The sequence below is a fragment of the Nordella sp. HKS 07 genome (assembly GCF_011046735.1).
Classification (GTDB): Bacteria; Pseudomonadota; Alphaproteobacteria; order Rhizobiales; family Aestuariivirgaceae; genus Taklimakanibacter.
This window is the reverse complement of the sequence record NZ_CP049258.1, coordinates 930,575-953,485: the sequence shown is the minus strand read 5'-3', so window position 1 is coordinate 953,485 and position 22,911 is coordinate 930,575. Positions and strand designations below refer to the sequence as shown.

General features: G+C 60.0%; 21 protein-coding genes, 1 tRNA gene and 1 riboswitch. Of the genes, 5 read left to right on the top strand and 17 right to left on the bottom strand.

What is annotated here, in order from left to right; genetic code table 11:
• Window positions 1-76 precede the first annotated feature (76 nt).
• Window positions 77-970, bottom strand: coding sequence for a CHAD domain-containing protein (locus G5V57_RS04615; protein ID WP_165166408.1), 894 nt, complete (start codon window positions 968-970; stop codon window positions 77-79).
• Window positions 971-1,132: 162 nt separating this feature from the next.
• Between G5V57_RS04615 and G5V57_RS04610 the strand changes: the two genes are divergently transcribed.
• A tRNA-Met gene (locus G5V57_RS04610) sits at window positions 1,133-1,209 on the top strand.
• Here the strand turns inward: G5V57_RS04610 and G5V57_RS04605 are convergent.
• The 6 genes from G5V57_RS04605 to G5V57_RS04580 form a co-directional block, all read right to left on the bottom strand.
• On the bottom strand, window positions 1,195-2,769 hold the full coding sequence (locus tag G5V57_RS04605; protein ID WP_165166407.1) for a recombinase family protein: 1,575 nt from the start codon (window positions 2,767-2,769) through the stop codon (window positions 1,195-1,197). The genes G5V57_RS04610 and G5V57_RS04605 overlap by 15 nt on opposite strands.
• Window positions 2,770-3,830: 1,061 nt before the next feature.
• Window positions 3,831-4,760, bottom strand: coding sequence for a hypothetical protein (locus tag G5V57_RS04600; RefSeq protein ID WP_165166406.1), 930 nt, complete (start codon window positions 4,758-4,760; stop codon window positions 3,831-3,833).
• A gap of 267 nt (window positions 4,761-5,027) precedes the next feature.
• Complete coding sequence (locus G5V57_RS04595; protein ID WP_165166405.1) at window positions 5,028-5,270, bottom strand: hypothetical protein; 243 nt, start codon at window positions 5,268-5,270, stop codon at window positions 5,028-5,030.
• Window positions 5,267-5,584: a hypothetical protein gene (locus G5V57_RS04590; RefSeq protein ID WP_165166404.1), complete on the bottom strand. Its 318-nt coding sequence runs from the start codon at window positions 5,582-5,584 to the stop codon at window positions 5,267-5,269. The genes G5V57_RS04595 and G5V57_RS04590 overlap by 4 nt, the downstream gene beginning before the upstream one ends.
• A 239-nt stretch (window positions 5,585-5,823) precedes the next feature.
• Window positions 5,824-6,372: an inorganic diphosphatase gene (locus tag G5V57_RS04585; protein ID WP_165166403.1), complete on the bottom strand. Its 549-nt coding sequence runs from the start codon at window positions 6,370-6,372 to the stop codon at window positions 5,824-5,826.
• Window positions 6,373-6,436: 64 nt separating this feature from the next.
• A complete protein-coding gene (locus G5V57_RS04580; RefSeq protein ID WP_165166402.1) occupies window positions 6,437-6,949 on the bottom strand; it encodes a DUF6328 family protein in 513 nt (170 codons plus the stop codon).
• 200 nt (window positions 6,950-7,149) lie between these two features.
• Here G5V57_RS04580 and G5V57_RS35110 point away from each other — a divergent pair, with 200 nt between their 5' ends.
• From G5V57_RS35110 to G5V57_RS04565, 3 genes are all read left to right on the top strand, one after another.
• Window positions 7,150-7,608, top strand: a complete 459-nt coding sequence (locus G5V57_RS35110) for a thermonuclease family protein (RefSeq protein ID WP_371744728.1) — start codon at window positions 7,150-7,152, stop codon at window positions 7,606-7,608.
• 419 nt (window positions 7,609-8,027) lie between these two features.
• Entirely contained in the window at window positions 8,028-8,423 is a 396-nt protein-coding gene (locus G5V57_RS04570; protein WP_165166400.1) for an Hsp20 family protein, read from the top strand.
• Between the two features lie 24 nt (window positions 8,424-8,447).
• The gene (locus G5V57_RS04565) at window positions 8,448-8,762 is read left to right on the top strand and encodes a hypothetical protein (protein ID WP_165166399.1); all 315 of its coding nucleotides are present in this window, start codon (window positions 8,448-8,450) and stop codon (window positions 8,760-8,762) included.
• 2,842 nt (window positions 8,763-11,604) lie between these two features.
• On the opposite strand, the gene G5V57_RS04555 is transcribed toward G5V57_RS04565, so the two are convergent.
• Entirely contained in the window at window positions 11,605-11,742 is a 138-nt protein-coding gene (locus G5V57_RS04555; RefSeq protein WP_165166397.1) for a hypothetical protein, read from the bottom strand.
• A 719-nt stretch (window positions 11,743-12,461) separates the two neighbouring features.
• On the opposite strand from G5V57_RS04555, the gene G5V57_RS04550 reads away from it, so the two are divergent.
• Window positions 12,462-12,740, top strand: a complete 279-nt coding sequence (locus tag G5V57_RS04550) for a hypothetical protein (protein ID WP_165165499.1) — start codon at window positions 12,462-12,464, stop codon at window positions 12,738-12,740.
• Between the two features lie 64 nt (window positions 12,741-12,804).
• Here G5V57_RS04550 and G5V57_RS04545 read toward each other — a convergent pair whose 3' ends face one another.
• The 9 genes from G5V57_RS04545 to G5V57_RS04505 form a co-directional block, all read right to left on the bottom strand.
• Window positions 12,805-13,017, bottom strand: coding sequence for a hypothetical protein (locus G5V57_RS04545; protein WP_165166396.1), 213 nt, complete (start codon window positions 13,015-13,017; stop codon window positions 12,805-12,807).
• A gap of 377 nt (window positions 13,018-13,394) precedes the next feature.
• Complete coding sequence (locus G5V57_RS04540) at window positions 13,395-14,159, bottom strand: outer membrane protein (RefSeq protein WP_165166395.1); 765 nt, start codon at window positions 14,157-14,159, stop codon at window positions 13,395-13,397.
• 193 nt (window positions 14,160-14,352) lie between these two features.
• Complete coding sequence (locus G5V57_RS04535) at window positions 14,353-14,646, bottom strand: hypothetical protein (RefSeq protein WP_165165498.1); 294 nt, start codon at window positions 14,644-14,646, stop codon at window positions 14,353-14,355.
• Between the two features lie 445 nt (window positions 14,647-15,091).
• On the bottom strand, window positions 15,092-15,247 hold the full coding sequence (locus tag G5V57_RS04530; protein WP_165166394.1) for a hypothetical protein: 156 nt from the start codon (window positions 15,245-15,247) through the stop codon (window positions 15,092-15,094).
• A gap of 1,749 nt (window positions 15,248-16,996) precedes the next feature.
• Window positions 16,997-17,920 (bottom strand): energy transducer TonB, encoded by a 924-nt coding sequence (locus G5V57_RS04525; RefSeq protein WP_246737657.1) that lies wholly within the window; start codon window positions 17,918-17,920, stop codon window positions 16,997-16,999.
• The gene (locus G5V57_RS04520) at window positions 17,920-18,702 is read right to left on the bottom strand and encodes an ABC transporter ATP-binding protein (protein WP_165166392.1); all 783 of its coding nucleotides are present in this window, start codon (window positions 18,700-18,702) and stop codon (window positions 17,920-17,922) included. Before G5V57_RS04520 ends, G5V57_RS04525 begins: the two co-directional genes overlap by 1 nt.
• Complete coding sequence (locus tag G5V57_RS04515; RefSeq protein WP_165166391.1) at window positions 18,699-19,700, bottom strand: iron ABC transporter permease; 1,002 nt, start codon at window positions 19,698-19,700, stop codon at window positions 18,699-18,701. Before G5V57_RS04515 ends, G5V57_RS04520 begins: the two co-directional genes overlap by 4 nt.
• A complete protein-coding gene (locus G5V57_RS04510; RefSeq protein ID WP_165166390.1) occupies window positions 19,693-20,556 on the bottom strand; it encodes an ABC transporter substrate-binding protein in 864 nt (287 codons plus the stop codon). Before G5V57_RS04510 ends, G5V57_RS04515 begins: the two co-directional genes overlap by 8 nt.
• A 2-nt stretch (window positions 20,557-20,558) precedes the next feature.
• Window positions 20,559-22,478 carry a TonB-dependent siderophore receptor gene (locus tag G5V57_RS04505; RefSeq protein ID WP_165166389.1) on the bottom strand — a complete coding sequence of 640 codons (1,920 nt, stop codon included), beginning with the start codon at window positions 22,476-22,478 and terminating at the stop codon, window positions 20,559-20,561.
• A 193-nt stretch (window positions 22,479-22,671) separates the two neighbouring features.
• Window positions 22,672-22,877, bottom strand: a riboswitch (cobalamin riboswitch).
• Window positions 22,878-22,911: the final 34 nt, after the last annotated feature.

The window sequence follows — 22,911 nt, the reverse complement described above, 5'->3', positions numbered from 1 at the left end:
CCGCGAAGTGATCCGGCAAGCGGGGCCGGCGCAGGGCTGGCCCGCTCAGCGATGTCAAATTTGCATGGGGATGCGGCTAAGCCGCCAAATGTCGCCATAAAGCGTCGATACGGGCGGCGAAGTTCTTGGGTTCCTCGGCAAAAAGATGCCCCGTCTCGTTGGCGATGCGGGCGAGGATGGACTTGCGCCGCCGGTCGATCAGGGCCAGGGCCCGGTCCTTCTGGGCGATGGCGGCGAAGGGGCTGTCGGGACGGGCAAATTCGTCGGACAGATCGTCGAGGTCGTTGAGGTCGCCCAGATCCTCGCGCAGTTCCTGCAGTTCCCCCGCCCAGACCTTGAACAGCTTCGGCCACAAAGGACTTAAGAGCTCGATATGGTGGAGGTGATGGATGACGGATTTGCGCGCTTCGTGCAGCAGCGGCGTCTCTTCCCGCTCGAGACCCTCGCGCAGCAGCCGGCGGGCCTTGGCAAAGCAGGCGCGCATGCCCTGGACGAACAGGCGCATGTCGCGCTTGGGCAGGGGCCAGTCGGCGATGCGCGGGCGCAATTCCTCGATCGAGGCGAGGGCCGTCTCTATGCGCCGGCCGGTTTCCTCCGGGCTTACCACATCGGCGCGCAGCTCCCGTGCCGCCGCCTCGAGTGCGGCGAACACCACCTGGTCCGCCTCGGCGTCGCCGGTTGCGGCCTTGAGCTTGGCGATAGCTTCGCTCATGGCTTCGGTCAGCCGGAGTGCCGCAAGGGCATGGGCGGCGGTGCGCAAGGCTTGGTTTTCCTGCTGGAAGACCTCACTTCCCAGAGACGGCTTCATCAGGCGCAGCAGGCTGCGGGCGAGCTTCAGGCGCCGCCTTGCCGGATGCACGGTCTTGCCGGTTCGGGCCTGTTCTAGGTCCTGGGCCAATGCCCGCATGGTCTTGCGCATCGTCCGGCGCAAAGCCTCACCTGCCGGATGATCCACCGAGATCTTCGGCACTTTTCTGTCCCTCGACTGCCCGGCCCGTACCCTGTCCGGGTTCCTTGTCACAATCAACGATTTCCACTGAAATTTCTTCAGGATGGGGGTTCACAAACAGCATTTCGATTGCTACATACATCCCGCGTTCGCACATCCCTTGGTTCGTCCAAGCCGTTTTGACGCGGGATGGAGCAGCCCGGTAGCTCGTCAGGCTCATAACCTGAAGGTCATAGGTTCAAATCCTATTCCCGCAACCAACAGTGCCGTACGTGTTCGGGGTCTCCTGCAGCCTGCAGGAGACCCCGAACTTTTCCATCGACCTCCAGCGTCATGCGGCCGTCGACCGGGCCTGAGCGGATCTCGGCGATCGTCGAGCGAAAATCTTCCCTTAATTTCAACGCCTCTGTGTCCTTGCCGGCGAGGACTACGGCAAGGTTCTGGTTGGCGGACATGGCGGCGGCCAGGCTGTGGGTCTCCGGGATCATCCGCCGCACCTTCTCCTGCGCCTTTGGCTCGGCGTTGGGGAGCTCGGCCGCCAGTTGGTGGCGGTCATATTCGAGGTCGTGCAGGCGCTCCCTGACGGCCTGCGAATCCAGGCCCGTCTCAAGACTCCGGGTCAGGTTGGCGATCTTGCGGTCGAGCTCGGCGAGCTTCTTCCTAATCTCCCCGGCGCCGGCGCGGCGCACCGCCAGCTGGCGCTCCACCTCCTCGCGAAACACCTTCTGAAAGCGCGCGATCAGGATAGGGTCTTGGAGGGCGGCCCTCACCGCCTCGATCGTGATCTTCTCGACGCGCTCGACGGCGAGACCATTGCCATTGCTGCAGGCACCGGAATTGAGCCGCTCGGCGCAGCGATAATAGGCGCCGGCCTTGGTCATCGGTCCGCCGCAGACGCGGCAGCGGATCAGGCCGCTCAGGAGCGACTGCGGCCGGCGGAACTCGCCCAGCTTGCGCAGGCCCCTCAGATTGTTGGCGCGCCGGCGCTGGACCTCGTCCCAGAGGTCCACATCGACGATCGCGAGATCGGGATGCTCCTCATAGATCCAGAGATCGGCCGGGTTCTCGCGCGCGATGCGCCGGCCGGTCTCCGGGTCTTTCCGGAAGCTTTGCCGGTTGAACGTCAGCCGGCCACGATAGATCGGATTGTTGAGCGTGCCATTGAGGCGCTTCGGATTGCCGATGAGCGTCGACACACGCCACAGGCCGCCGCGCGGGCCCGGCACGCCTTCGCGGTTGAGATCTGCCACGATCTTGCGGGGACTCTTGCCGGCCGAATATTCGTGGAAGATCCGTCGTACGATCGTCGCCTCACCCTCATTGACGGTCCGTTTTGCGGTGCCGGCGACGTCATACCCATAGCAACGCCCGCCCGGGATGCCGCCGCGCTTGACGACACCGATGAGCCCGCGCCTGGTCTTGACCGCGAGATTGCGAAGGAAGTCCTGACCCGAAATGCCTTTCCAGGCGGCGTGCATCATGGTGAGGCGGCCGTCGACGATCGTCCACAGCTCGACGCCCGCATATTCGGCGATGTCGTGGAGCGAGGCCATTTCCTTCAGCGAGCGCGCCAGACGGTCGGTGTCTTCCGCCATCAGCGCATCGAAGCCGCGCTCTTTCAGGGCACGGACCATGGCGAGATACTGCGGTCGCTGTGCCGTGTGGAAACCGGACTTGCCGGCATCGGCGAAGGTCAAGACGACGTCACCGCCGCCCTTGCGCGCGATCTCGGCGCGGCATTCGTGCACCTGATCGTCGATCGATTTCGCATTCTGCTTTTCTTCGTCGCTATAGCGCGCGTAAATCGCCCAACGCTTCATGGTCGAGTTTCTCCACATACTCGCGAGCCGCTCGGATGGCCATCTGGTCGGTCATAGAGATCAGGACGGCCTGCAACTCGGAAGGTAGACTGCTGAAGGGCGCCGGAGCAAGGGGCGGCCCAGTTACGGTGGTTGCGGGTTGTGGACGGCGTTTCATGGCCGGCGCTTGACGTAGTCGAATGAGGGCGTCGGTTTCACGGGCCTAGGCGGCTTGGCGCGCAACTGCTCATATTCAACCCAGGAGCGATGCCAATAGCTGCCGGCCTCGAATATCGGGGGATCTGCTTCGCCCATGAGCGATTCAAAGCGGTCCGCGTCAGGCGATTTTGCACCGATCCGGATCATACTGCTGGCGCTCAATGGAGCACCCTGCATGCCGGCTTCCTCCCGCGCTTCGCCGGCGCACCCTTGCTCATCGGCTCGTCTGTTCCAAGCGGGCGAGGGCGATTGGTGCCCTGGTGCTCGCAGATGCTCCACCCTGAAGACCTGCGAGGGCAAGCGGAGGGACTGGCAGCGGTTTTACAAGTTCTTGAAGGAGAAACGATGAGCGAGATTGGTTCCGTCTAGGAGGAGCGCAACCGCGTCGTTGCCGCCCTCTCGAAATGCTTTCCAGCTGGCATCGCCAAGACCGCAATCGAAGGCTGGGACCCTGAGTGGCATTGGTGGGTCTATATCGACCTGCCGAGCGGACAGGTGAGTTGGCACGTCCACGAAAGCCAGCTTGATCTTTTCAGGCATTTGCCGCCCTACACGAAGCCCTGGGACGGCCACGACACACCTGAGAAGTATCGGCGCGTCGCCGCGCTGCAGTAATTCCGGCCATCGCCGGTTTCCGAGCCTGACGGAGGAAGATGATATGATCCCCGACCCAAGAGCCCTGCTTTTCGCCGCCTGTATCCTCATGGTTCTCAGCGCCATCATCGGAGGCGGCCTTGTCTGGCTGATCTTCTAATCCACCCGCAAAACTCGACGCCAGCCCGCTCCTTTGGAAACCAGGGGACGAGCTTTTGCTTTGAGGTCCGCCCTGGCCCTACGTGGCCCATGCCGTGGCTGACACGGCTCTAGGTATAGCGAGCAGAACTCACTAGCGACAGCTCGTCATCATCGCGCTTCAGTTCGTCGTCATCCCGCTGCCGTCCGCCCATGGCCCCAGCAACAGAAGCTATGAATGCCCCGATTACCATTGACAGCGCACCAAGAATGGCTGCCGTGGCACTGGCTTTGCGGGCGTCATCTGCAGCCTGCTGTGCCTTCGCTTTAAACCCGTTGGCCTTGGTGAGGATGGCCTCGACACGCGCTTGCGCATCCTGCTGCGCGAGGCCGGTCCTTGCGGCGACAAGACTGGCCAGATAAGTCCGGTCTTCTTGAGTAACCTCACCCTGCAGTGCCCCCATTACGAGGATGCGGGACGCTTGCGCCGATGCAGCCTGATCTGCTTCCGCGCCTGTAGTTGTCAAGCGCGCTGGATCGGCGGGCCTCAGCAAGCTGTCCACCAGATAGCCGGTCGCCTCATTCTGATTGTTCGCCTGGGCAGTCTGGCTAGCGGCATTGGCGGCGCCGCCAGCGACAGAAGCCGCGACATGAGTTCCAGCCCCGAGAAGCATAGTCGTATGGATGCCCACTAAGCCTATGATGAGTAGCGTCGCCATTGCCCATGCCATGAAGCCGTGTGCCGTATCGCGGAAAAACACTTCGTCAGAATGAACGCCAACCCATTTGGTCCGAAGTCGCCCGGAGAGGTAGCCACCTAGAGCTGAGGAAAGCCATTGAACAACGACGAGCCAGATCGCCGTTGATGCGGCTACGGTCGCCAGGCCTGCGCTTTCTCCCGACCAGGGAGAGATTAGGGTAAGACCCAGCCCCGAGCCAAGAAGCACGAGCACCGCCGTTGCGGCCACGGCGGCGAATGCGCCGGCAAATATGGGTCCCCATACGACCGCTGGCTTTGAAGCCTCGTCCATCAGCGGAACCTCACGTGTAACGGTTGCCATATCGTCCTCCTAACGAAAGAAGAGGAGGAGCAGCAGGATAATGGGAATGGGAACACCCAACATCCAAAGTAGAATACCGCGTCCCATATGGTCCTCCTTCGATCATTCTCGGAACAACTTCCTGAGCACTGTGTAACCCGCAAAGTGAGCACCAGTTCCATTTTGTCGTCTCAGGAGGTTCGCAGAACGAGGCCCGCCACGAAACGGTGCTCGGCATCGTGGCGGGTTTTACTGTGGGATCTTCAGAAAAGTGCCGATGCAGTTACTCTATTTCTTCGTAGTCTGCTCCGTTTGGCTCTTAGCGGGCCGACTGCTGCGCCACTTGTCGAAGTCTTCCGAGAATTTCTTGCGCCGCTCCTGGCGCCATTCGTCGTAGTCTTCGTCTAGCTTCTTCATCTGCTCGCCCCGCCAATGCCGATAGTCAGGATCATAGTCATCCTCATCCCGGGAACGCGGACTTTCCGATCCGCCTTCGCCCTGACCGTAGCCACCCCAATTTTCACCTCTCATGCCTCGTCCCCGCGTCCCGCTTCTTTGGCTTTCCTCTGGATAGCCCCATCCTCCTTCGGGGCCGCCATAGTCACGCTCATAGCCGCCGCGGGTGAGGCCACCGCCCCGGAACTCACCGTACCTGCCTTGCTCGCCATCACCACCAAAGCGAGATGATCCGAATTCGCCGAAGCCTTGGCCAGATCCGCGTCCGCCGTATTCACCGCGACCATATCGACCCTGATAGCGGTCGCCATTGTCCTCATCATCGTCAACAAATCGCCCACGGGCGTCGCGGGGGTGTTCGCCTTCGTCGAAATCGCGATGATTGTCACGTCTGTTCCTCATGAGTTTTGTCCTTCAGAAAAAAGCCGTCCTTGCGGGCCAAACTCGGCGCTTCAAACAATGTTCCGGCCCCGATGGGATGAATCGATAAGAGGCGGTGGTCATTCAATCCTCTCCAATCGCCCTTAGGTATTTCTGTAGTGCCTGCGGGTCGCCATTGGCGCTGATCTATGAGGGCGGAAATCAAATAGCCATCTTGGCCTGCGTGGGCACCGCAAGCGTGCAGTCGCTAGTGTTTCTTTCGGAAGAGCTTTTGTGCGTCCTCGATAAGGCGCGCGGCCCGCTTTGGACCGACGTCCTTAATGCACTCGAATTGTTTGTCGAAGAGCCGATTGTAGTTGATGAAAAATCCCTTGATGTCTTTGAGCACGTGGGGGCCAAGGTCATCGAGGCTGCGCGCGCTATCGTGCACGCGGGCACGCTCGGCCAGCGCGATTAATCTGTCATTACGAATCCAATCGCTGCCCTTTTCCTTCTGGCGAGCCTCAATGGCCCCCAGTGGGCGGGCTTTCAGTGTGCATCCGGGCACGGCAGGCGCATCCGTCAGCACCAGAACGTCGAGCGGATCGCCGTCTGGGGCCAGCGTCGAAGGCACGAAGCCGAAATCAAATGGAAAATTCATGCCTTCGGGAAGAACTTTTGCCAGCTCAAATGTATCGCTGTCCGGATCATAATCGTACTTGTTGCGGCTGCCCTTTGGGGTCTCGATGATGACGCGCAATGCTCCTGATTTCTTATCGTAAGGTTCGAGTTCCAGAAGCAGTTTGCTGCGGGCCATTGTTGTTTCTCACGGAGAACCTACAGCGACAAACCCACAGCGCTGCGCCCGGTTCCCCTTGTGCTCATCTGGAGCTTCTATTCTGCGGTCTGGGGGGCCTCGCGCTCGGCGGCGACCAATCAGGATCTAGCTTACGACGGGCGCGGAGCGCCAATGGCAATGCAAACCACAAGGACGCGAATATGCAAAAAAGTCCGACAGCAATACAGATGCTGAGAAAACTGCGACCCATCAGGACGACCCCTACGATATAGAGTTCCAACGAAATGGCGGTTGCCAGGGGGCCCATGGCAATAGCGATGAGCCATGAAGCAAATGATACGAAAAACACAGAAATCGTAGTTTGCTCGGCAAGGCGGTGATAGGCGGCTGGCGTCATAATTATCGCAATAGACACGGCGATGAGCACTATAGCGCCGTAATGTAGGTATTGCTCCAAGATCGGTAGTGATGAAAAGTGTTGGTTGAAGACCGCGATAAGCTGGAATCCGAATAAAGCTTGAATGCCGGGGAGCACCATTCGCGCTTCCTCAATTACACTCTGCCCAATCGCCTCGATGCTCGATTTCTTCTCCATGAGGCCGCCTTTTGACCCTCGCCGGCTTCGGAAAAAGCAAAGCCCGGACGTGCATTTGCGTTTTTGGGCACCCGCCGGACCGGGAGGCATCCGTGGCCCGCCGGCTAGATGGCTATGAACGCACCTCGATCATGGCCCTCTTCGTAATTCGGACGCTGGTTAAATGGTTCCAGGCGTCGAGTTGAGTACGACATCCGTCGGTGCTTTTGGGTTTCGGGAAAGCTTACCCGCGCGCCAATGTCATATTTCACGGCGGAAGGCACCTGGGACGCGCCAAGGCTGCCGCCGACGCCCTGGCGGCGATGACAGACGGCAAGACGGTGACCTGCGAAGGACGCGAGCTTGACGACTATGGCCCGTTGATCGCCCGCTGCTCGACTGATGACGTGTCCGACATCGGCGCAAAGCTCGTCAGCCGTGGTCTGGCCTGGGCCTTCGTCAAGTATTCGGCCGACTACATAGATCTCGAGATGAAACCGCAGCGTGACAAACTCGGGGTTTGGCAGTCCAGAACCCAGCCGCCATGGGCAGGCGCTGGGAGACGTCTCAAAAGGTCTCCTCTTCCGAAGGTGGCTGTCCGATCAAAGGCAACATCAGCGCCAAGGGCGAGAAAATCTACCACGCCCCATGGTCGGAGAGTTATGCCAAGACGCGGATAGACACCTCGAAGGGGCGAGAGGTGGTTTTGCTCCGAAGCGGAAGCTAAGGCCGCTGGCTGGGGCGCGCCTTATCGGTAAGCGAGCACTATTTCAGTGGCCCGCCAGGGTTGGGCATTAGCTAGGTGGAGACCTGGCGGGCCTTGGGCTGCCTGCCGGCGGCGGCAGGCAACAGGCAACGAAATGCAACGGTAAATTGTTCCGTAGGCAGGGTGCCCGCCGGACTGGGAGGCAATCCATAGCCCGACGGGCGAGATGGCCATGAATTGAGCGCAATCATGACCATTTTCGTAATGCGGGGTGCTCGTAAATGGTTCCGGACGCCGAGTTGAGCGCGAAGCTCGTCGGCGCGTAGGGTGTTCGTCGCTCACCGGAAGGAACTCACAATAAAATTTTTTGCGAGGGGGGTCTTGAACGTCTGTGTGGCCGAACTAGATCAAATTTCGCCGGATCACTCGGGTATTCAGGTTCCGGGAAATTTTCCGCCCTATGACATTATTAGGAAAGACGAGGCGAATTATACTATCCGTCTCGCTGTGGCGGGCTTCTCAACGCGCGACATCAACATCACAACTCAGCAAAACCTCTTGACCGTTGCGGGCCGAAAAGAACGGGAGCAGGGGCGCCATTATCTGCATGAAGGTATCCCGAACAAGGATTTCGAGCGTCAATTCAGCCTGGCCGACCATGTCGAAGTGACGAATGCCCATTATGAGGACGGTATTCTCGAAATAGAGCTGCATAAGGAGATTCCTGAAGCAGCGAAGCCGCGCAAAATCTCCATTAATGGGAGTGGCGCGCACAAGCTCCTTTCGTGAGGTGGTGCCATGCGAGGAATGAAGATGGCAAGGAAAATCCCTTGCGAGCTCAACCTTGATGGTGTCCTGCGACCTTCGGACGCCTTCATGCACCCGAATGAAGTTGTGTGCGACTCTGATCTTTCGATCAACGAGAAGCGGGCAATTCTTGCTTCCTGGGCCTCTGACGCCTGCGCCGTCGAATCTGTTCCTGAACTGCGCAGGGCGCCGACCGGCACAACCGTGACATTCGATGAAATCATGGACGCGCTCAGAGAGCTGGATGAACAGGCCCGGCAGGGTCTCAAGCGAACGCCGGCCTATCGAAGGTGGGTGAGGCAGAGCGACCTACGGAGCTAACCCCACCGAGGGTCCGCTCACCGCCCTCGCGCGGCTCTCGGAGAGCCTGCCGCAGAGCACCACAGCGGCGGCAGGCTCGCTTAAATTCGAAGATGCACTCCACCATGAAACTTCACAGCGTATTATGGGCGAGCGCCGCCAAACTCGCGAGTCGCCAGACCGTTCGCCGCGTCGAGCTCTATGCCGAAATCGCCCGGCGCCAAGGCTATCCGGTTACGGACGAGGCAGCTCGGGAACTCGCCGCCCTGGAGGCGGAGGCCGATAATTGCCGCCAAGCACTGCGCCGATTAGGGGCCTTCCGACCGGATAAGGATCCGACATGCCCTTATTGCTGGATCGTGAATGAGGACCGTGCCTCCGTTTCACACAGTGTCCAGCCGGGGTTGTATCGCTGCTCAAAGTGCGATGGCGAATACAGTTTATCGGCCGGTTCGTAATTATAGCGGGGGAACCCGCGTTTTTTTGGAATGCGGGTTGGCATTTTTGTTTTGCAACGATCCGCCGGCGCCAGCAGGTGCATTGCGGCTGATGCCGGCGGTTGTGGTGCCGAAGGGGAGTGCGTGGCTCCGGAACGCGGAACTTTCCACCGAATAAAAAGTTCCTCAGCAAAATTGGAGGAATCTCTCATGGCAGTAAATAAACCGCCCGGCGATAACGCGCGTAAAGGCGCCGTACGCAAGCGCTCTCAGCTTAAGACTCAGATGGAAGGCGAGGAGCATTGGACGAAGCGGGACAAGACGTCTGGCGAGTTCATGGCTCAGAAGAAAGACCCTGAAGCCCCGCCATATAAGGGGGTGCGGAAGGAATGAGGCCTGGCAAATCCCGCTCGCTCGGTCACAAGATCCAGCGCCTGGATGAGCAGATCAAACGCGCCGCAGCTCTCGCGCAGGTATCCGAGCAACAAATCGCCGAGTTATATCTCATGCATAAACAGTTTTGCGAAGAGAGCCGTGCGAGACAACTTCGACCGCGCCGCCGAGGACGCTAGCATTTCAAAAAAAGAACCCGCCAGGGAAGCGGGTTCAGGCTGCTGATTAGAGGATCATCAGATCAATGCAGAAATTCTCGCGGGGTTCCTGCAGGCGCGACATTTCTTGAAGGGGACGGCGGTGCGTTGCCGGCCACCCCATGGCGAGCTTCAATAGGGGCTCGTTTGCGTTTGAAAATGGTCCGCCGGCGCTGCGCTGGGCAGTGCGTTGAGTGGTGAGCGCCGGCTAGCTTGGTGCCGGCCCTGAGGCTTCCCAGGCAGCAGCCTGAGCTCAGCGACGATGAGTGATGGGGCGATGCCTTGCGTGGCGAAAAGGAGGATGTGCTGTACGAGAGCGCTATGGTGTAAAAATCACGGCCCGCCAAGCCTTGGAGAAGCCTTGGAGATGAAAAGGACACAAGAGGCGAGAAGCCAAGCGGGCACGCGTTCCTGCGATGGGCAGGTGAGGATCAATTCCGTGCAACCAAGAATGTTCCGGGCTCACCGCCCATCTCATAGCAGGGAAAAACCGGAAATGTCCTTAGGACGGACGTCTCGTTGCGTTCGGGGAACACATTCTTGCAAACGTAGGCACAAAAAAGGCCCGCCGAAGCGGGCTTAATAAGTCCTGGTGATCAAATCAATGGCCCCTGTCACCGGGCTTGTGTCCAACATCGCGAACGTCGGCGGTTGCGGGGACTGTGGTGAACGCCATCGTTACTGCCACGGTGGTTAAGAGCAGCGTGGATACCACGCCAATTGTCTTCAGGAGATTTGTCATGCCGTCCTCCTAAACCTTGGTTAAGCCGCCCGGCTAACAAAGAATTTAAGACCTTCCGGACGCTACGCCAGAATATTTGACGCAAGGGAATCAAACTACTTTTTAATCAAAATGTACATAGAACTTGCGATATACGGATCGGGCGCTTCGCTTACTTCGCGCCATGCTCAACCCAGCCTACGGCAGGCCTGGCTTCTGATCCAGCCGGCGCCTTCTGCCACCATTTCGACCTGGCGGACAACGGGCGTCTCGCCATTCTCGCCGGCATAGACGGTCATCTGGGTTTTCATCGGCCGGCCGTGAAAAAGGGTTCGCCGCGAACAGGCCAGCGAACCCTAGGTAGATGTCAATGGGCACATAACGCGAGTGCGCTGACCAAAGTTCCACTGAGCTGCCTAGCCTGTGAGAAGTTCTCTGAGATTACCGGATAACTCACGCTGCCCACCGAACCAAAGGAAAAACAAAGGCTTGCGCGCTTGCGGTCTCGTCCAGAGCGGGTTCCCGCAACCAACTTTGCGAACGTCGGGGCTTCCTGCCACCAGCAGGAAGCCCTAACTGTTTCCGGCGACCCCTTCGTTCAATCGGTCGAACCTGACCTGATCTGGTCAATGGTGCTGCGGAAGCCATCCCCGAGTTCGAGCGGGCCAAATCAAGGGTCCTGGACCAGGTTCTCGTTTTCCACTTACCGAGCCGCGAGGGGTGGCGATCTTGCGGTCGATCTCCGCCACGTGCCGGTCGGCATCGGCGCTCGTCGCATTCTGCTCGGCGAGCCGGCGGTCGACATGGGCGCAAGAGACTTCGGCAAAGCGCGCGACCTGCGCGCAACGCGTCGATCGTGATCTCCTCGACCTTGGCGACAGCGATGCCGCGGTTGTTGGTGCAGGCGCCCGAATTCGCCTGCTCGGCGCCGCGGAAATAGGCTCCCATCTTTGTCATGGGACCGCCGCGCAGGCGGCACTTGCGCTACGCGACGTGGGGCGCCGGATTGCGCGGCGTTGGTGTAGACGCCGACCTCGGTGCCGCCCCTCCTGGCGATGAGGGCGCACGCCTCGCTGATCCGATCGTCGATCGACTTAGGGTTCTGGAGGTCGTCGCTACAACGCGTGTAAATCGCCCAACGCATCTTTGATCTGCCTCTCGACAAAAGCTTCGAGGGTCTGCTTGGGGCGCCAGAGGACTTTGCGAATGTCTTCGATCGCCTGAGCAAGCCGGCGCTGCTCGGATTGTTGCATTCCTCTCTCTTAATACTTGGGGCGTTAAACATCGCGCTCGGGCTTGTGATCGCGAGCGGCTCGCTTGGGTCGAAGGAAGAGGCACTGCCTCGATACTTACCTACATTCGCAACGACAGGCGAAGCTATCGACAAAGGGGGTGTATTACGTCGGTCTCGCTATAGTGTTGGGAAGCCTGGCTGAAATCAGCGTCCACCTGCGCAGGATCTAGGCCATCCTGCCACCACGGAGCAAAGGGAGTGGGGGCGACGCAAAGCCTCATTAGACTGATTCACCACAACACCTTTGCCGTTCTTCGATCCACTTCAGACGAGACCACTTTTCGGCGGACAGCGTCGTGAATTGAGCGAGGGGTCTTGTTATAAGCAACATCTGCATTCGGCCGATGAATCCACCGAGATAAGACGGATTTGAGTTGGTCGTCGGCCTGCTGGAAGGGCTATAGCAAAATAACTTGCGGCAGCAGGCATCTCGAACGGAGCGTCGTCAGTCAACTGAGCGCGAGCTGTCACCGCCATCTCCCACTGAGCGCGTGGCAACATTGAACCAGCATGCCGCCTATGCGGCAATATATCTTCCGATCTAGGATTGAGGTGCTCTCACACAAAAGTGACGTGAGGTCTCTCATACGTGATTCCGGAATCCATGCTCCCTGTTGTCAAATGCGATGGGGCTAATGGACGTTTGCACGTCCTCAACAAGCAGAAAAGGATATGGGCATGATTAGACTAGCGAAAGCATCAGCTGTGTTCCTGCTTGGTTTGGGCTGTCTCGCGGCAGCACCGCTTGTTTCAAGCACTTTCTTTGGCGGCGACATGGCATTTGCAGATCAGCGCGACGTGGGCCACGCCAAGCGTGACAAGGGCAAGCAGGATGCAAACAAGCAGGTCGCGGGCAATCAGGTGGGCGGCACAGCAACAGCGGACAAACGCGACCCTGGACATGCCAAGCGCGATAAGGGCCAGCAGGACGCAGGCAGAGTGAGTCAAGGCAACTAATGCGGACTGCCCGATTTAGCTAACCATTGCCGCGTTCGCATTGACGGGTGGATGCGCGCCGTTATCAAACGGTGATTGTTTCTAACTCGGCGTGTATCCACCCCTGCGCCAAGTCCCGCTGCGGATGACGGCTCAACTTCAGAGCCAAATGCGTGAGGGTGCCAACCTTCACAAGACAGTTTTCGTCGTCAATCATGACCGTGAACAGTTGATTGCTCGGTGCAGGATCGACGCTGTGGACAACCTCGAATAAGCAGAAGCAGACGCTGGCGCTCATCGCGGTGCTGACGATCTACGGGCTGGAGATATCACAGTGCGGCAAGCGCGTGATCCGGCGGGTGAGGCAGTTTCAATTGGTTCCGGCCCCGCACAGTCGACGAATCGCTGCCTCAGGCTGGACGCAGCGGGCCGTTCACCTCCGCCTCCTGAGGGGAGGAAGCCAGGGTAGTTTTTCATGGCTCCAAAGTGCGAGGTCAGGCCGGTGCGCACGGCCATTGGCGGCAGATTGTCGTCCCTCGCGAACCAGACCACGTCTTTTTCCTGGTGACCGGATCAAAGGACCCGCCATGAGGCGGGTCCAGAGGTGCCGATGTCGCCTGACTGCGAAGGACGAGACATCGACCCGATGTCCAAGATGCCTGACGGTGGCAGCGATCAGATGCCGCCAAAGTGCCAGCTCAGGCCCACGCGCACAGCATTGAAGTTGTTGTCGAACTTGGTCTTACCGCTAAACCCGAAGTCGGCCTGATCGACGGACACTTCAGTACTTTCAAGATCCGTATAGCGGTATTCGATATTGCCGCTCAACTCGTCCGTGAAGGCATATTCGAAACCGCCGCCAAGCGTCCAGCCCCAGGCGGTGTCGCTCTCGCTCTCGTGAACGGACGGCGCCAATAACCTCACTTCAGAGTCGACCCCGCCGGCGGCGAGACCTCCCGTCAAGTAGATGAGCGAGCGGTCCATGGCATAGCCCAGGCGCAGCCTCAGTGAGCCCAGCCAGTCGATCTCCTGCTTGACTTCGCCGATCGGGCCTGGATCGGTCTCGCTGAAGAAGAGATCGGTATCGCCGTCCATACCGGCAAACTCGATATCGCCTTCGAGACCGAAGACAAAGCTATCCATCTGGACATTGTAGCCGGCATGCGCGCCGCCTATCCAGCCCTCCAGGTCGATTTTGCCGTCGTCTCCCTCCAGCATGACGACGTCATCGCCGTCAATTCCCTCGAACACTGGAGGGTTGGGTACCGCACCCGCAAGGTCACTGAACCCAACATCGTTCTCGCCCCAGGCGTAGCCTCCCTGAAGGCCGAGATAGCCTCCCGTCCAGTCGTAATAAGTTGGTTCGACGATGTCGGCGGCCTGCGCGCTGCAGATCATCAGGGCGGATGCGGCACCCGCCAACAGGAAAGTTCTAGGCATAATCCCCTCCTAGGTACGTCGCTTGCGAGCCGTCCTGCTCCGGTTGTGGACGGATTATGCTGCGAGTCAATAAATTGGAGGGAAGCTTCGAAACAATTCCAGAATTGTAGCTGAAAGGTTACAGCTGGACCACAGGCGATTGGTCACCGGCTGATTTGCCCGTATGGCGGCGTTGAAATCCTGACGAGGAGTTTCACCAATGGGCAGCACGAGTTCCTTGTCCCGACGAGATAAAAGAAAGGAGCCTGTCGAAGGCTCCTTGAAGTTGAGTTGCAGGCCGTTGCAATGAACGGCTGATTATTCCCTTACCAGGGGTCTGTTTGCTCTTGACGTATTTGCCCGCCTTGTCACGCGTGCCGTGTCCAACATCGCGTACGTCCGCAAATGCCTTCGCACCGCCAAATAAATTGCTCGAGACCAGCGGTGTTGCAACGAGGTACGCAAATGCAAGCAAGAATATGACTGATGCTTTGAAGAATACAGTCATGCCCATATCCTTTCTTTTGCCGTCTGGGACGATTCATATCGTCCGTGCACGTATAATATCATTAGAATTTCACTCAAACAATCGAGGCCTAGATCAAATTTCTGTAAATGTTGGAGGGTGAGTTTTCAGATTAAGGGCGACATGCTCGCATCGTAATTTTCACATCGCGCTTAGAACACAATTCTCACCCACGCATCACAGAAAGACGAGACTTACGTCGCCGAGCGCCCATGACGTCGCCCTAGCGCGACTGACTCTGACCTAACGGAAGCGTATAAGCAATATACCAAAGGATGTAGGTGCTCCGACCTGCGGAGAGATGGACATACTGTTGAAAGTCCTGACGAGAATCAAAGAAAGGAGCCTGTCGAAGGCTCCTTGAAGTTGAGTTGCGGGCCGTTGCAATCAGCAGCGGATTAGCCCCCAGGAGCTGTTTGCTCTTGACCTATTTGCCCGCCTTGTCGCGCTTGCCGTGTCCAACATCGCGCTTGTCCGCAAATGCCTTGTCGCCGTTAAAAAAAGTGCTTGAGAAAAGCGGTGTTGCCACGAGATATGTTAGCCCAAGCAACAGTACGACTGATGCTTTCAAAAGCTTCTTCATGCCCATATCCTTTCTTTGCCGTCTGGGACGATCAAATTCGTCCGTATGCATGCGAATTGTTGTCGTGCTTAAGACTCAATTCTCGCCAACATAAATCGCGCAAGAATCAATGCGACTTGCGTCGCCGCGCGCCAGCAATATCGCCTTCACTCGACCGACATTGACGCGAAGGAAGGGCGTAAGCAATATACCAAAGGATGTAGGTGCTCCGAGCTGCGATGGACATAGGGCTGAGGCTGAAGTGCAACTAGTTGCGTCGCTGGACCTACTTGGAATCCTTCATCGGGTGTCTTCGTCTGGGGTAGCTGTCCGTTTCGGCCGCAAGGGCCGCGTCGCGATCCGTTTAATATCGTTTGTTTTCAATCCGCTGGCAAGAGCTTCGCGCCCGCGTATCACTCCAAAAATTCCAATGCGCGCCGCGTCTCAATGACGCCGCCCGCGCCTTGAGAAACCCCGGCGCGGCTCGGCGGTTCAACCTTCTCAAGTTTACCCGTTGCTAAAAACTCCAACAGTGACGTCTGCTTCTGTAACCTTGATGCAACATTGAAGGCGACTATCAGTTTTCTGATTTCGAGGTTCGGCTGCCGATTCCCACTTTAAAACATCGGAGGAGCTCAAGTTTTTCGGCACGCTTCGCCTGCGCGCCGGTCTCTATATGGAGCTGGGCGCCGAGGATTTCGATCTCAACTTCTCAGGCACTGCCGGCGATACACCCCGACCTATTGCGCGCCGCTCTTCGGTTCCTCCGGCGAAAGCCTGATCTGCACTTTGCTGATGCCCGCTTCCGAGGGGGACATGGGCTGAACCACTTCCGCGAGGATGAGTGATGGAGCCAGGCCTTCAGACGCGAGATGGAGGATAGGTGAGCCACCCAATGGAGGTTTGCCGGGGTATCTTATTCTCTACGCTCCAGGATCGCCTTGGCTTGTCTGAGGACTTCGCCCAGTGCTGCGATAGTTGCCGGCTCAAAATACGCCTTTGGTATGCTCTAACTCCCAGCGCAAAATGGATCTCGCCAGATTCTTGTGCGAACGGCGTCGGGAAACAACTGAAAATGAATCAGCTCCTTCAGGTGGAGGGATTGCAATGGGGGCAATCTCTCGCTGGAGGTAGGAAAATAAGGTTAGCTCTGACGTGGTCCCAGGCAGCCTCATAGTTTTCGCAAGGCCGCGACCAGGAGAGGTGAAGGCCTATTTGGGGCTGGAAGATTCCATACTGGCAAAATGAGCAATTCGCGCGATGTACAGTCACCTCGTAGCCTGGCGTTTCAAAACAAACATAGAAGGACATAAAAGAGTGGAACACACCTTCGCGTTGTCAATCCTTTCCTCCAACATATGTTCCATTCGACGGCATGGCCGCGCGGTCAGCACAACCTTTACGCCCCTTATAGGGGCCGGTCCTTGACCGTGAGGGGGGACTTGAAGGTGGGCGTGCTTCGATCCCGTCGCCGGTATCAGCCCTGGTCCATCACATCCAGCAGCCGTTCCATTTCTGCCAGGTCAACATCCCGGGCCTCTATCAATCTGGCGAGGATGGCGCGCGCTTTCTCGGAGGGGGAGGCCTTGCTTTTCGAGTTCCCCGACGATTTCATTCTGGGCCGCAATATCAAAGCCGCCAGCTTCGGCGCGTTGCCGCGCCTCCTTGAGAAGGGTGAGAAGAGTGGTCTTGTTCATCCAGCCATGATGGCATCGAGGAAGGGCGACGTAAATCGGCTATGATCCATCGATCAGCGACGCGCCGGAATTCTCATCGGGTGCCGAATACCAAAGGCACCGTGAACGCCCATCGCGCGCGCCCGGCCTCCCTGGGGATGGGCGGGAAAGGAGATGCGCGTCGGACCGCAGCCAGAGCGATCCGGTCGAGGACCGGATTGCCCGATGTTCGAACCAGACGGATGTCCGATGCGCTGCCATTCGAGGCGATTGTCAGGCTGACAACCACCTTGCCCGGCGCCCCCACTCCCGACCGCGCGGCAGCGCTTTGCACGCGGGCTTGTATCTTGCCGCGATAGGCGGCAACCGCGCTGCTGCTCGGCCCCCCGATCCGGTCAGGTCGCTCGCCGCTCGAGCCCGTGCCTTGCGCGCCCTTCGGCGTGGCCGGTTCCTTGCCTCTCTTGGCCTTGGCGTCCGGCCGTGCCTCGGTCTTCGTCTTGCGCGATGTCTTTGCAATCTCGGGGAGCTGAGCTTTTGTCCGCGAAGCTGGCTCTGTCGACCTGGCCAGTGTTTTCTCGGGATTCGCTGTTTTTTCTCTGTTTATCGGCAAAGGCGAGGGCGCGCGCTCGTCCGGCTCGGGCGGGGGTCCCGGCGGTTTATCCGTCGCGTGGGAACGAGGCGCTGGATCCGTCTGTTCCGGCATGATCGGATCGATCTGTTCGGCGCGGGCCGAAGGCGGAACTCCTGGCGTCGTTTTTTCCTGTTCGGCGCCGACATCGTCCGCGGCGAAGAGGTCGACAGCGATCGCGTCCGGTTCCTGTGTCGCCGACGCCAATTGCGGCGGTCCGATCGCGATCAGCACGACCAGCAAAGTAGCCGCGTGCAGAGCCGTGGAAAGTCCGACGACGGAGGCAAACCGGCCCGGCCTTTCTCCTTCTATCGGCCGGATCGGGCCATCGGGATGCGGCCGAAGCGCGATCTCGGCACCGAGCGTCGCAGTGGCCGGGGGCTTCGTCATCAATCGCGTCGGGCCGGGCCGATGGGCTGGACGATCAAACGGCCCTGGGCCTCGCCGAAATGAGCCTCGATGCCATAGACGGCGCGTAATATGTCTGGCGTCAGCACGGCCTCGGGCGCTCCATCGGCCACGAGCTTTCCGTGCGCGAGCAAGATCAGGCGCGAGCAAAATCGTGCCGCGAGCCCGAGATCGTGCGTCGAGACGATGACGCTTCTGCCTTGCAGCGTCGCGAGGTCCTTGAACAGCCGCATCACGGCGATCTGGTGGGCGGGATCGAGGCCGGCAGCCGGCTCGTCGGCCAGAAGCACCGGTGTTTCCTGGGCCAAGGCCCGCGCGATCAACACGCGCGCCCGCTCGCCGCCGGAGAGCTCGCTCGCCGGCCGGTCGAGAAAGGCTTCGATGCCCATATGGCGTATGGCCTTGTCCACCGCGGCCTGATCGGCGGCGCTCAGCGGCGCGAAACGGCCCAGATATGGCGTGCGCCCGAGCGCCACCAGCGCCTCGACGTGCATGGGCCAAGAGATCTCGTGGTCCTGCGCGACATAAGCGGTCTTGCGCGCCCTTTCTGCGGGCTTCATGGCGCGGCCGTCCATGCCGTCGATACGGATCTCGCCCGTATGGGGCAGAAGCCCCATGACCGCGCGCAGGAAGGTGGATTTGCCGGCGCCATTCGGACCAATGAGACCGACAAACTCACCGGGTTTCACGTCGAGCGAGACGCTGTCCAGAATAAGGCGTCCGCTTAAAGAAGCGCCGAGCCGGTTGAGCGAGAGCAGCGTCATGCGAGCTTGCGCCTTTCGCGGTAGATCAGCCACAGGAAGAAGGGCGTGCCGACGATGGCGGTGAGAACGCCGAGCTTGAGATCGCGCTCAGGCGCGACCAGGCGCACCGCTATGTCCGCGGCGAGCACCATTGAGGCGCCGCCCAGCGCGCTGGCGGGCAGCAGCCGTGACGGTCTGCCGCCCACCAGCGGGCGCAGGAGATGGGGGATGACGAGGCCGACGAAGCCAATGGCGCCCGCCACCGCCGTTGCAGCACCTACCGAGGCGGCGGTTCCGAACACCGCCAGGAACTGAACCCGGCGCATATTGATGCCCATGCTGGCGGCCGTATCGGCGCCGAGCGTCAGCGCGTCGAGCGCGCGGCCGAGCATCGCCAGACATATCCAGCCCAGCAGCATGAAGGGAAGGGCGATCCAGACTTGGAGCATCGAGCGGTCGGTGAGCGAGCCCAGCATCCAGAACACGATCTCCAGCGCCGCGAAGGGATTCGGCGACAGATTCAGGACCAGCGAGGTCATGGCGCCGGCGAAGCTCGACACGGCGACACCGGCCAGGATGATGGTGAGCACGCTGCCGCGCAGGCCAGCCAGCAATTGGACGACGAACATCGCCAGCACGGCTGCCGCCAGAGCCGTCAAGGGAAGCGCCAGGGGAAATATGGCGCTCAAGCCCGTATAGATGGCAATAACCGCGCCAAGCGAGGCGGAAGCGCTGACACCGATCAGGCCCGGCTCCGCCAGGGGATTGCGGAGATAACCTTGCAGGGCGGCGCCCGACAGGCCGAGTGTCGCGCCGATCAAAAGGCCGAGCAATGCCCGTGGCAGCCTTACCTCCTGCATGATCAGGGCGATCGCATCGCCCTTCTCGGAGAACAGTGCTGCGATGCTGTCGATGAAGGCGATGGCCGCGGGTCCGACCGTCAGCGACAGGATAAACAGGATCATCGTGAGGAAGCCAAGGACGGTCAGCGCCAGCCGGTATCTTTGGACATCATTCATGGCCGGTGCCGCCCATCTTGCCGTCCGCCGTCTGGCGCAGAATCCGCACGGCCTCGGCGGTAAACGGTCCTCCGCAAATGGTGTATTTGGGGGGCACGGCGGTGTGGATGCCGCGCCGCGCCAGATCGCGATAGGCCGGGTGGATGAAGTTCGCCTCCGCGAGCGCCGGCGCCGAATAATCCTCCACGCCGTCGACCAGAATATCGGGCTTCGCAAATATCAGCAGTTCCAGAGGCAGTCTGGCGGTGCCGGTGAAACCGAGCTTGGCGGCGATATTCGTCAGGCCGGATGCCGTGATCAGCGCATCGACGAGAGTTCCCGCCCCTGAGGTGTAGCTGTCCGCGTAATAGGTGGCGACGCTGGCATCGGGGGTGGTACCGCTCGCCAGCGCCGCCAGTTCCCGGTCGAGCTCGGCGATGATCTCGGCGGCGCGCTCCCGCCGTGCGAGCACCTCGCCCAGCCGCCGCAGATTGGCGCGGATATCGTCCAGCGAATTCTCCGGCGCGAACTCCTCGACCCGGATGCCGAGCCGGCGCAGCAGCTGAACGGTGGCCCGCGTCGTGTAGGTACCGGCAAGCACGAGGTCGGGCTGCATGAGGAAGATTTCCTCCGCCAGCCCGTGATTGATCGCGTAACCCTTCGCCTCGGACGCCAGCGTCGAAGAGGCCGGATCGACGGCCAGATGGGATACGGAATGCAGTTGTCCGGGGGAAGCGACGAGCATCGCCATCTGGTCGGTGCATAGATTCATCGACACCACGCGCTTCGGTGGCGTGCCCTCGGCAGCGGTGGGCGCGCCGGCGAGCAAGACCAGCATCACTATTGCCCGCCACATGCCAAGGGCCACCCTTTGCATGCTCAGAAGCTTCCTCGCAAGCCGATGAAGGCCGTGCGCCCAGGCGTGTTGTAGTCGAACACCTCTTCGTAATCCTCATCGAGGAGGTTCTCGATCCGGCCATAGATCTCGAGCTGATCGTTGAGCCTGAAGCTGCCGCCGGCATTGACGAGCGTATAGGCGTCGAGGGTCACCCGGTCATATGGGTACGTGATGTATTCCGTATCCTTCTGCCTGCCGTTGAAGTCGGCATCCGCGAAGACGCGCGCCCGGCCGTCGTAGAAAATATAGGCCAGGGCGAGCGAGCCCGTGTGCCGCGGCCGCCTTATCTCTTCGAGCCGCGGGCCATGATCCTCGGTCTGCTCGGTCGCGTCGGTATAGGTGTAGGTGGCCGTGGCGGTGAAACCGTTCTGGAGATCGAGTGTCGCCGACACCTCGACACCCTGCCGTTTGCTCCTGCCGTCGCGATTGATCGCGGTGCCGATGAAGTTGGAGTCATAGACGACGACGATCTCGTCGGTCAGATCCTGACTGAAGTACGTGATGCCCGCCACCAGGTAGCGGTCGAAGAAGCCCTGTTCGATGCCGATATCCCAGCCGAAGCTCTGTTCCGGCTTCAGGTCGGGATTGCCGATATAGGTCGATGGTATGTATCCGTACTGCTCGGTGAAGGTGGGATTGGTGACACCGGTGCCAATCGAGGCGTGCAGTCGAGTCGCGGTGTCCGGCACCAGCCATGCGCCGCTCACGCTGTAGGTCGTCGCATTGGCGAAGCTGTCATTGAAATCGCGTCTCAGCGCGGCGTTCAGATAGAGCTGGTCGAGGAAGGCGCCGCGATATTCACCCACCACCGAATTGGCCTCGCGCGCGAGCGTCTCGTCGAGATGCGAAGGGGCGAATGTCTCGCGTTCCCACTCATAGCCGCCGGTCAGCTGATGCTGCGCGGCGAGAAGGCTCGGCGTGTCGAACCGGTAGCTCGCCTGATAGGTCGCGTTGTAGCGGTTGCCGTCGTCCCAGAACCGGGCGCCGCCGAATGTGCTGGCGTAATTGTCCCGGTATGTGTCGGAGCCGGTGAAACGCGCTTTCTGCGTCAGCGCGCCGTCGAGCGCCAAATTGGTCGCGCCGATCGAGCCGTAGAATTCCTCGGTGGCCGTCCAGTCGTTTCCATCGATCACCCTGCCGTCCTGAGGGTCGGCGTCGCTCTTGCGATCGACATAACGCAACGTGCTGTCGAGCGAGAGGTTCGGCGCGAGATCGGCATTGAAGCGGCCGTTCAGCGTGGTATTGCGGTCGCCATCCTCTTCATGCCCGAAGTCCGAGATATTGAAGCCGTCATTGCGGCGAAATGCGCCGGAGAGCGCCAGATCGTACTTCTCGCCGCCGCCGGAAAGGCCCAGGCTTCCGAAATAGGTGCCGTCGGTTCCGGTTTCCGTTCGGGCAGCGCCCTGATAATCGTTCCTTTCGCCGCGCCTGGTGATGATGTTGATGACACCTGCCGTCGCATTCGAGCCCCAGAAGGCGCTTTGCGGTCCGCGCAGGATTTCGATGCGGTCGATATCGTCGACCAGCAGGCTGCCGAAGTCGAATTCGCCGTTGGAGGTTTCGTTGACCTCGACCCCGTCGATCATAACGAGCAGGTGGTTGGCTTCGGCGCCGCGCACCCTGATCTGCGTCGGCCCGCCATGGGAGCCGGTGCGGGACACGGCGAAGCCCGGAACCTGGCGCAAGGCATCGGCGACGTAACGTATCTGGTTCTTCTCGAGCTGCTCGCCGTAGATGACCGTATAGGCGCGCCCCGATTTTTCCTGTTCGATCGGCGTCAGGCCGTCGGTCACCAGGATCGGATCAAGCATCGTCGGTTCTTCCGCCCCGGCCTCGCGAAACAGGCCGATATCGCTCAAGGCCAGCGCTGCGATGCCGGCACCAAAAATTCTTCTCTTCATCCCATCCCCAACTGCGATGTGCGGGAGCAAACAAGGTTTGTCCCGAGGTTTTCGACAAACCGCAGGCGGATGGGCGCTTTAAGGGTTTCGTCCGAAATGGACGTCAATCGACCCCGGCGGTCTCCGGCATGCGGCAACACTTCTCACGTGTCACCGCCACGGACGACCGCGCTCGACCACACCCCGTGGTCAAGCATGGGTGACCGGATCCGGCAGGTCTCCTGACTTCCGTGTCGTCGTCCTCTCCCGCCTTCCCGGCCGTCTACGGCCAGTGGCGCATTTGGGGGAGGACTCAACGGTTACAGTTGCGGGGGCAGTCTCAGCTTCGGCCGAAGACTCGGCCTCACTGTGTTCCCTTTCAATCTGCCTTGCGGCAGAACCAGCTCCGTCGGCGAAGCTAGCTGTTGCGCCGGAGAAGTCAACGGCTTGCTCA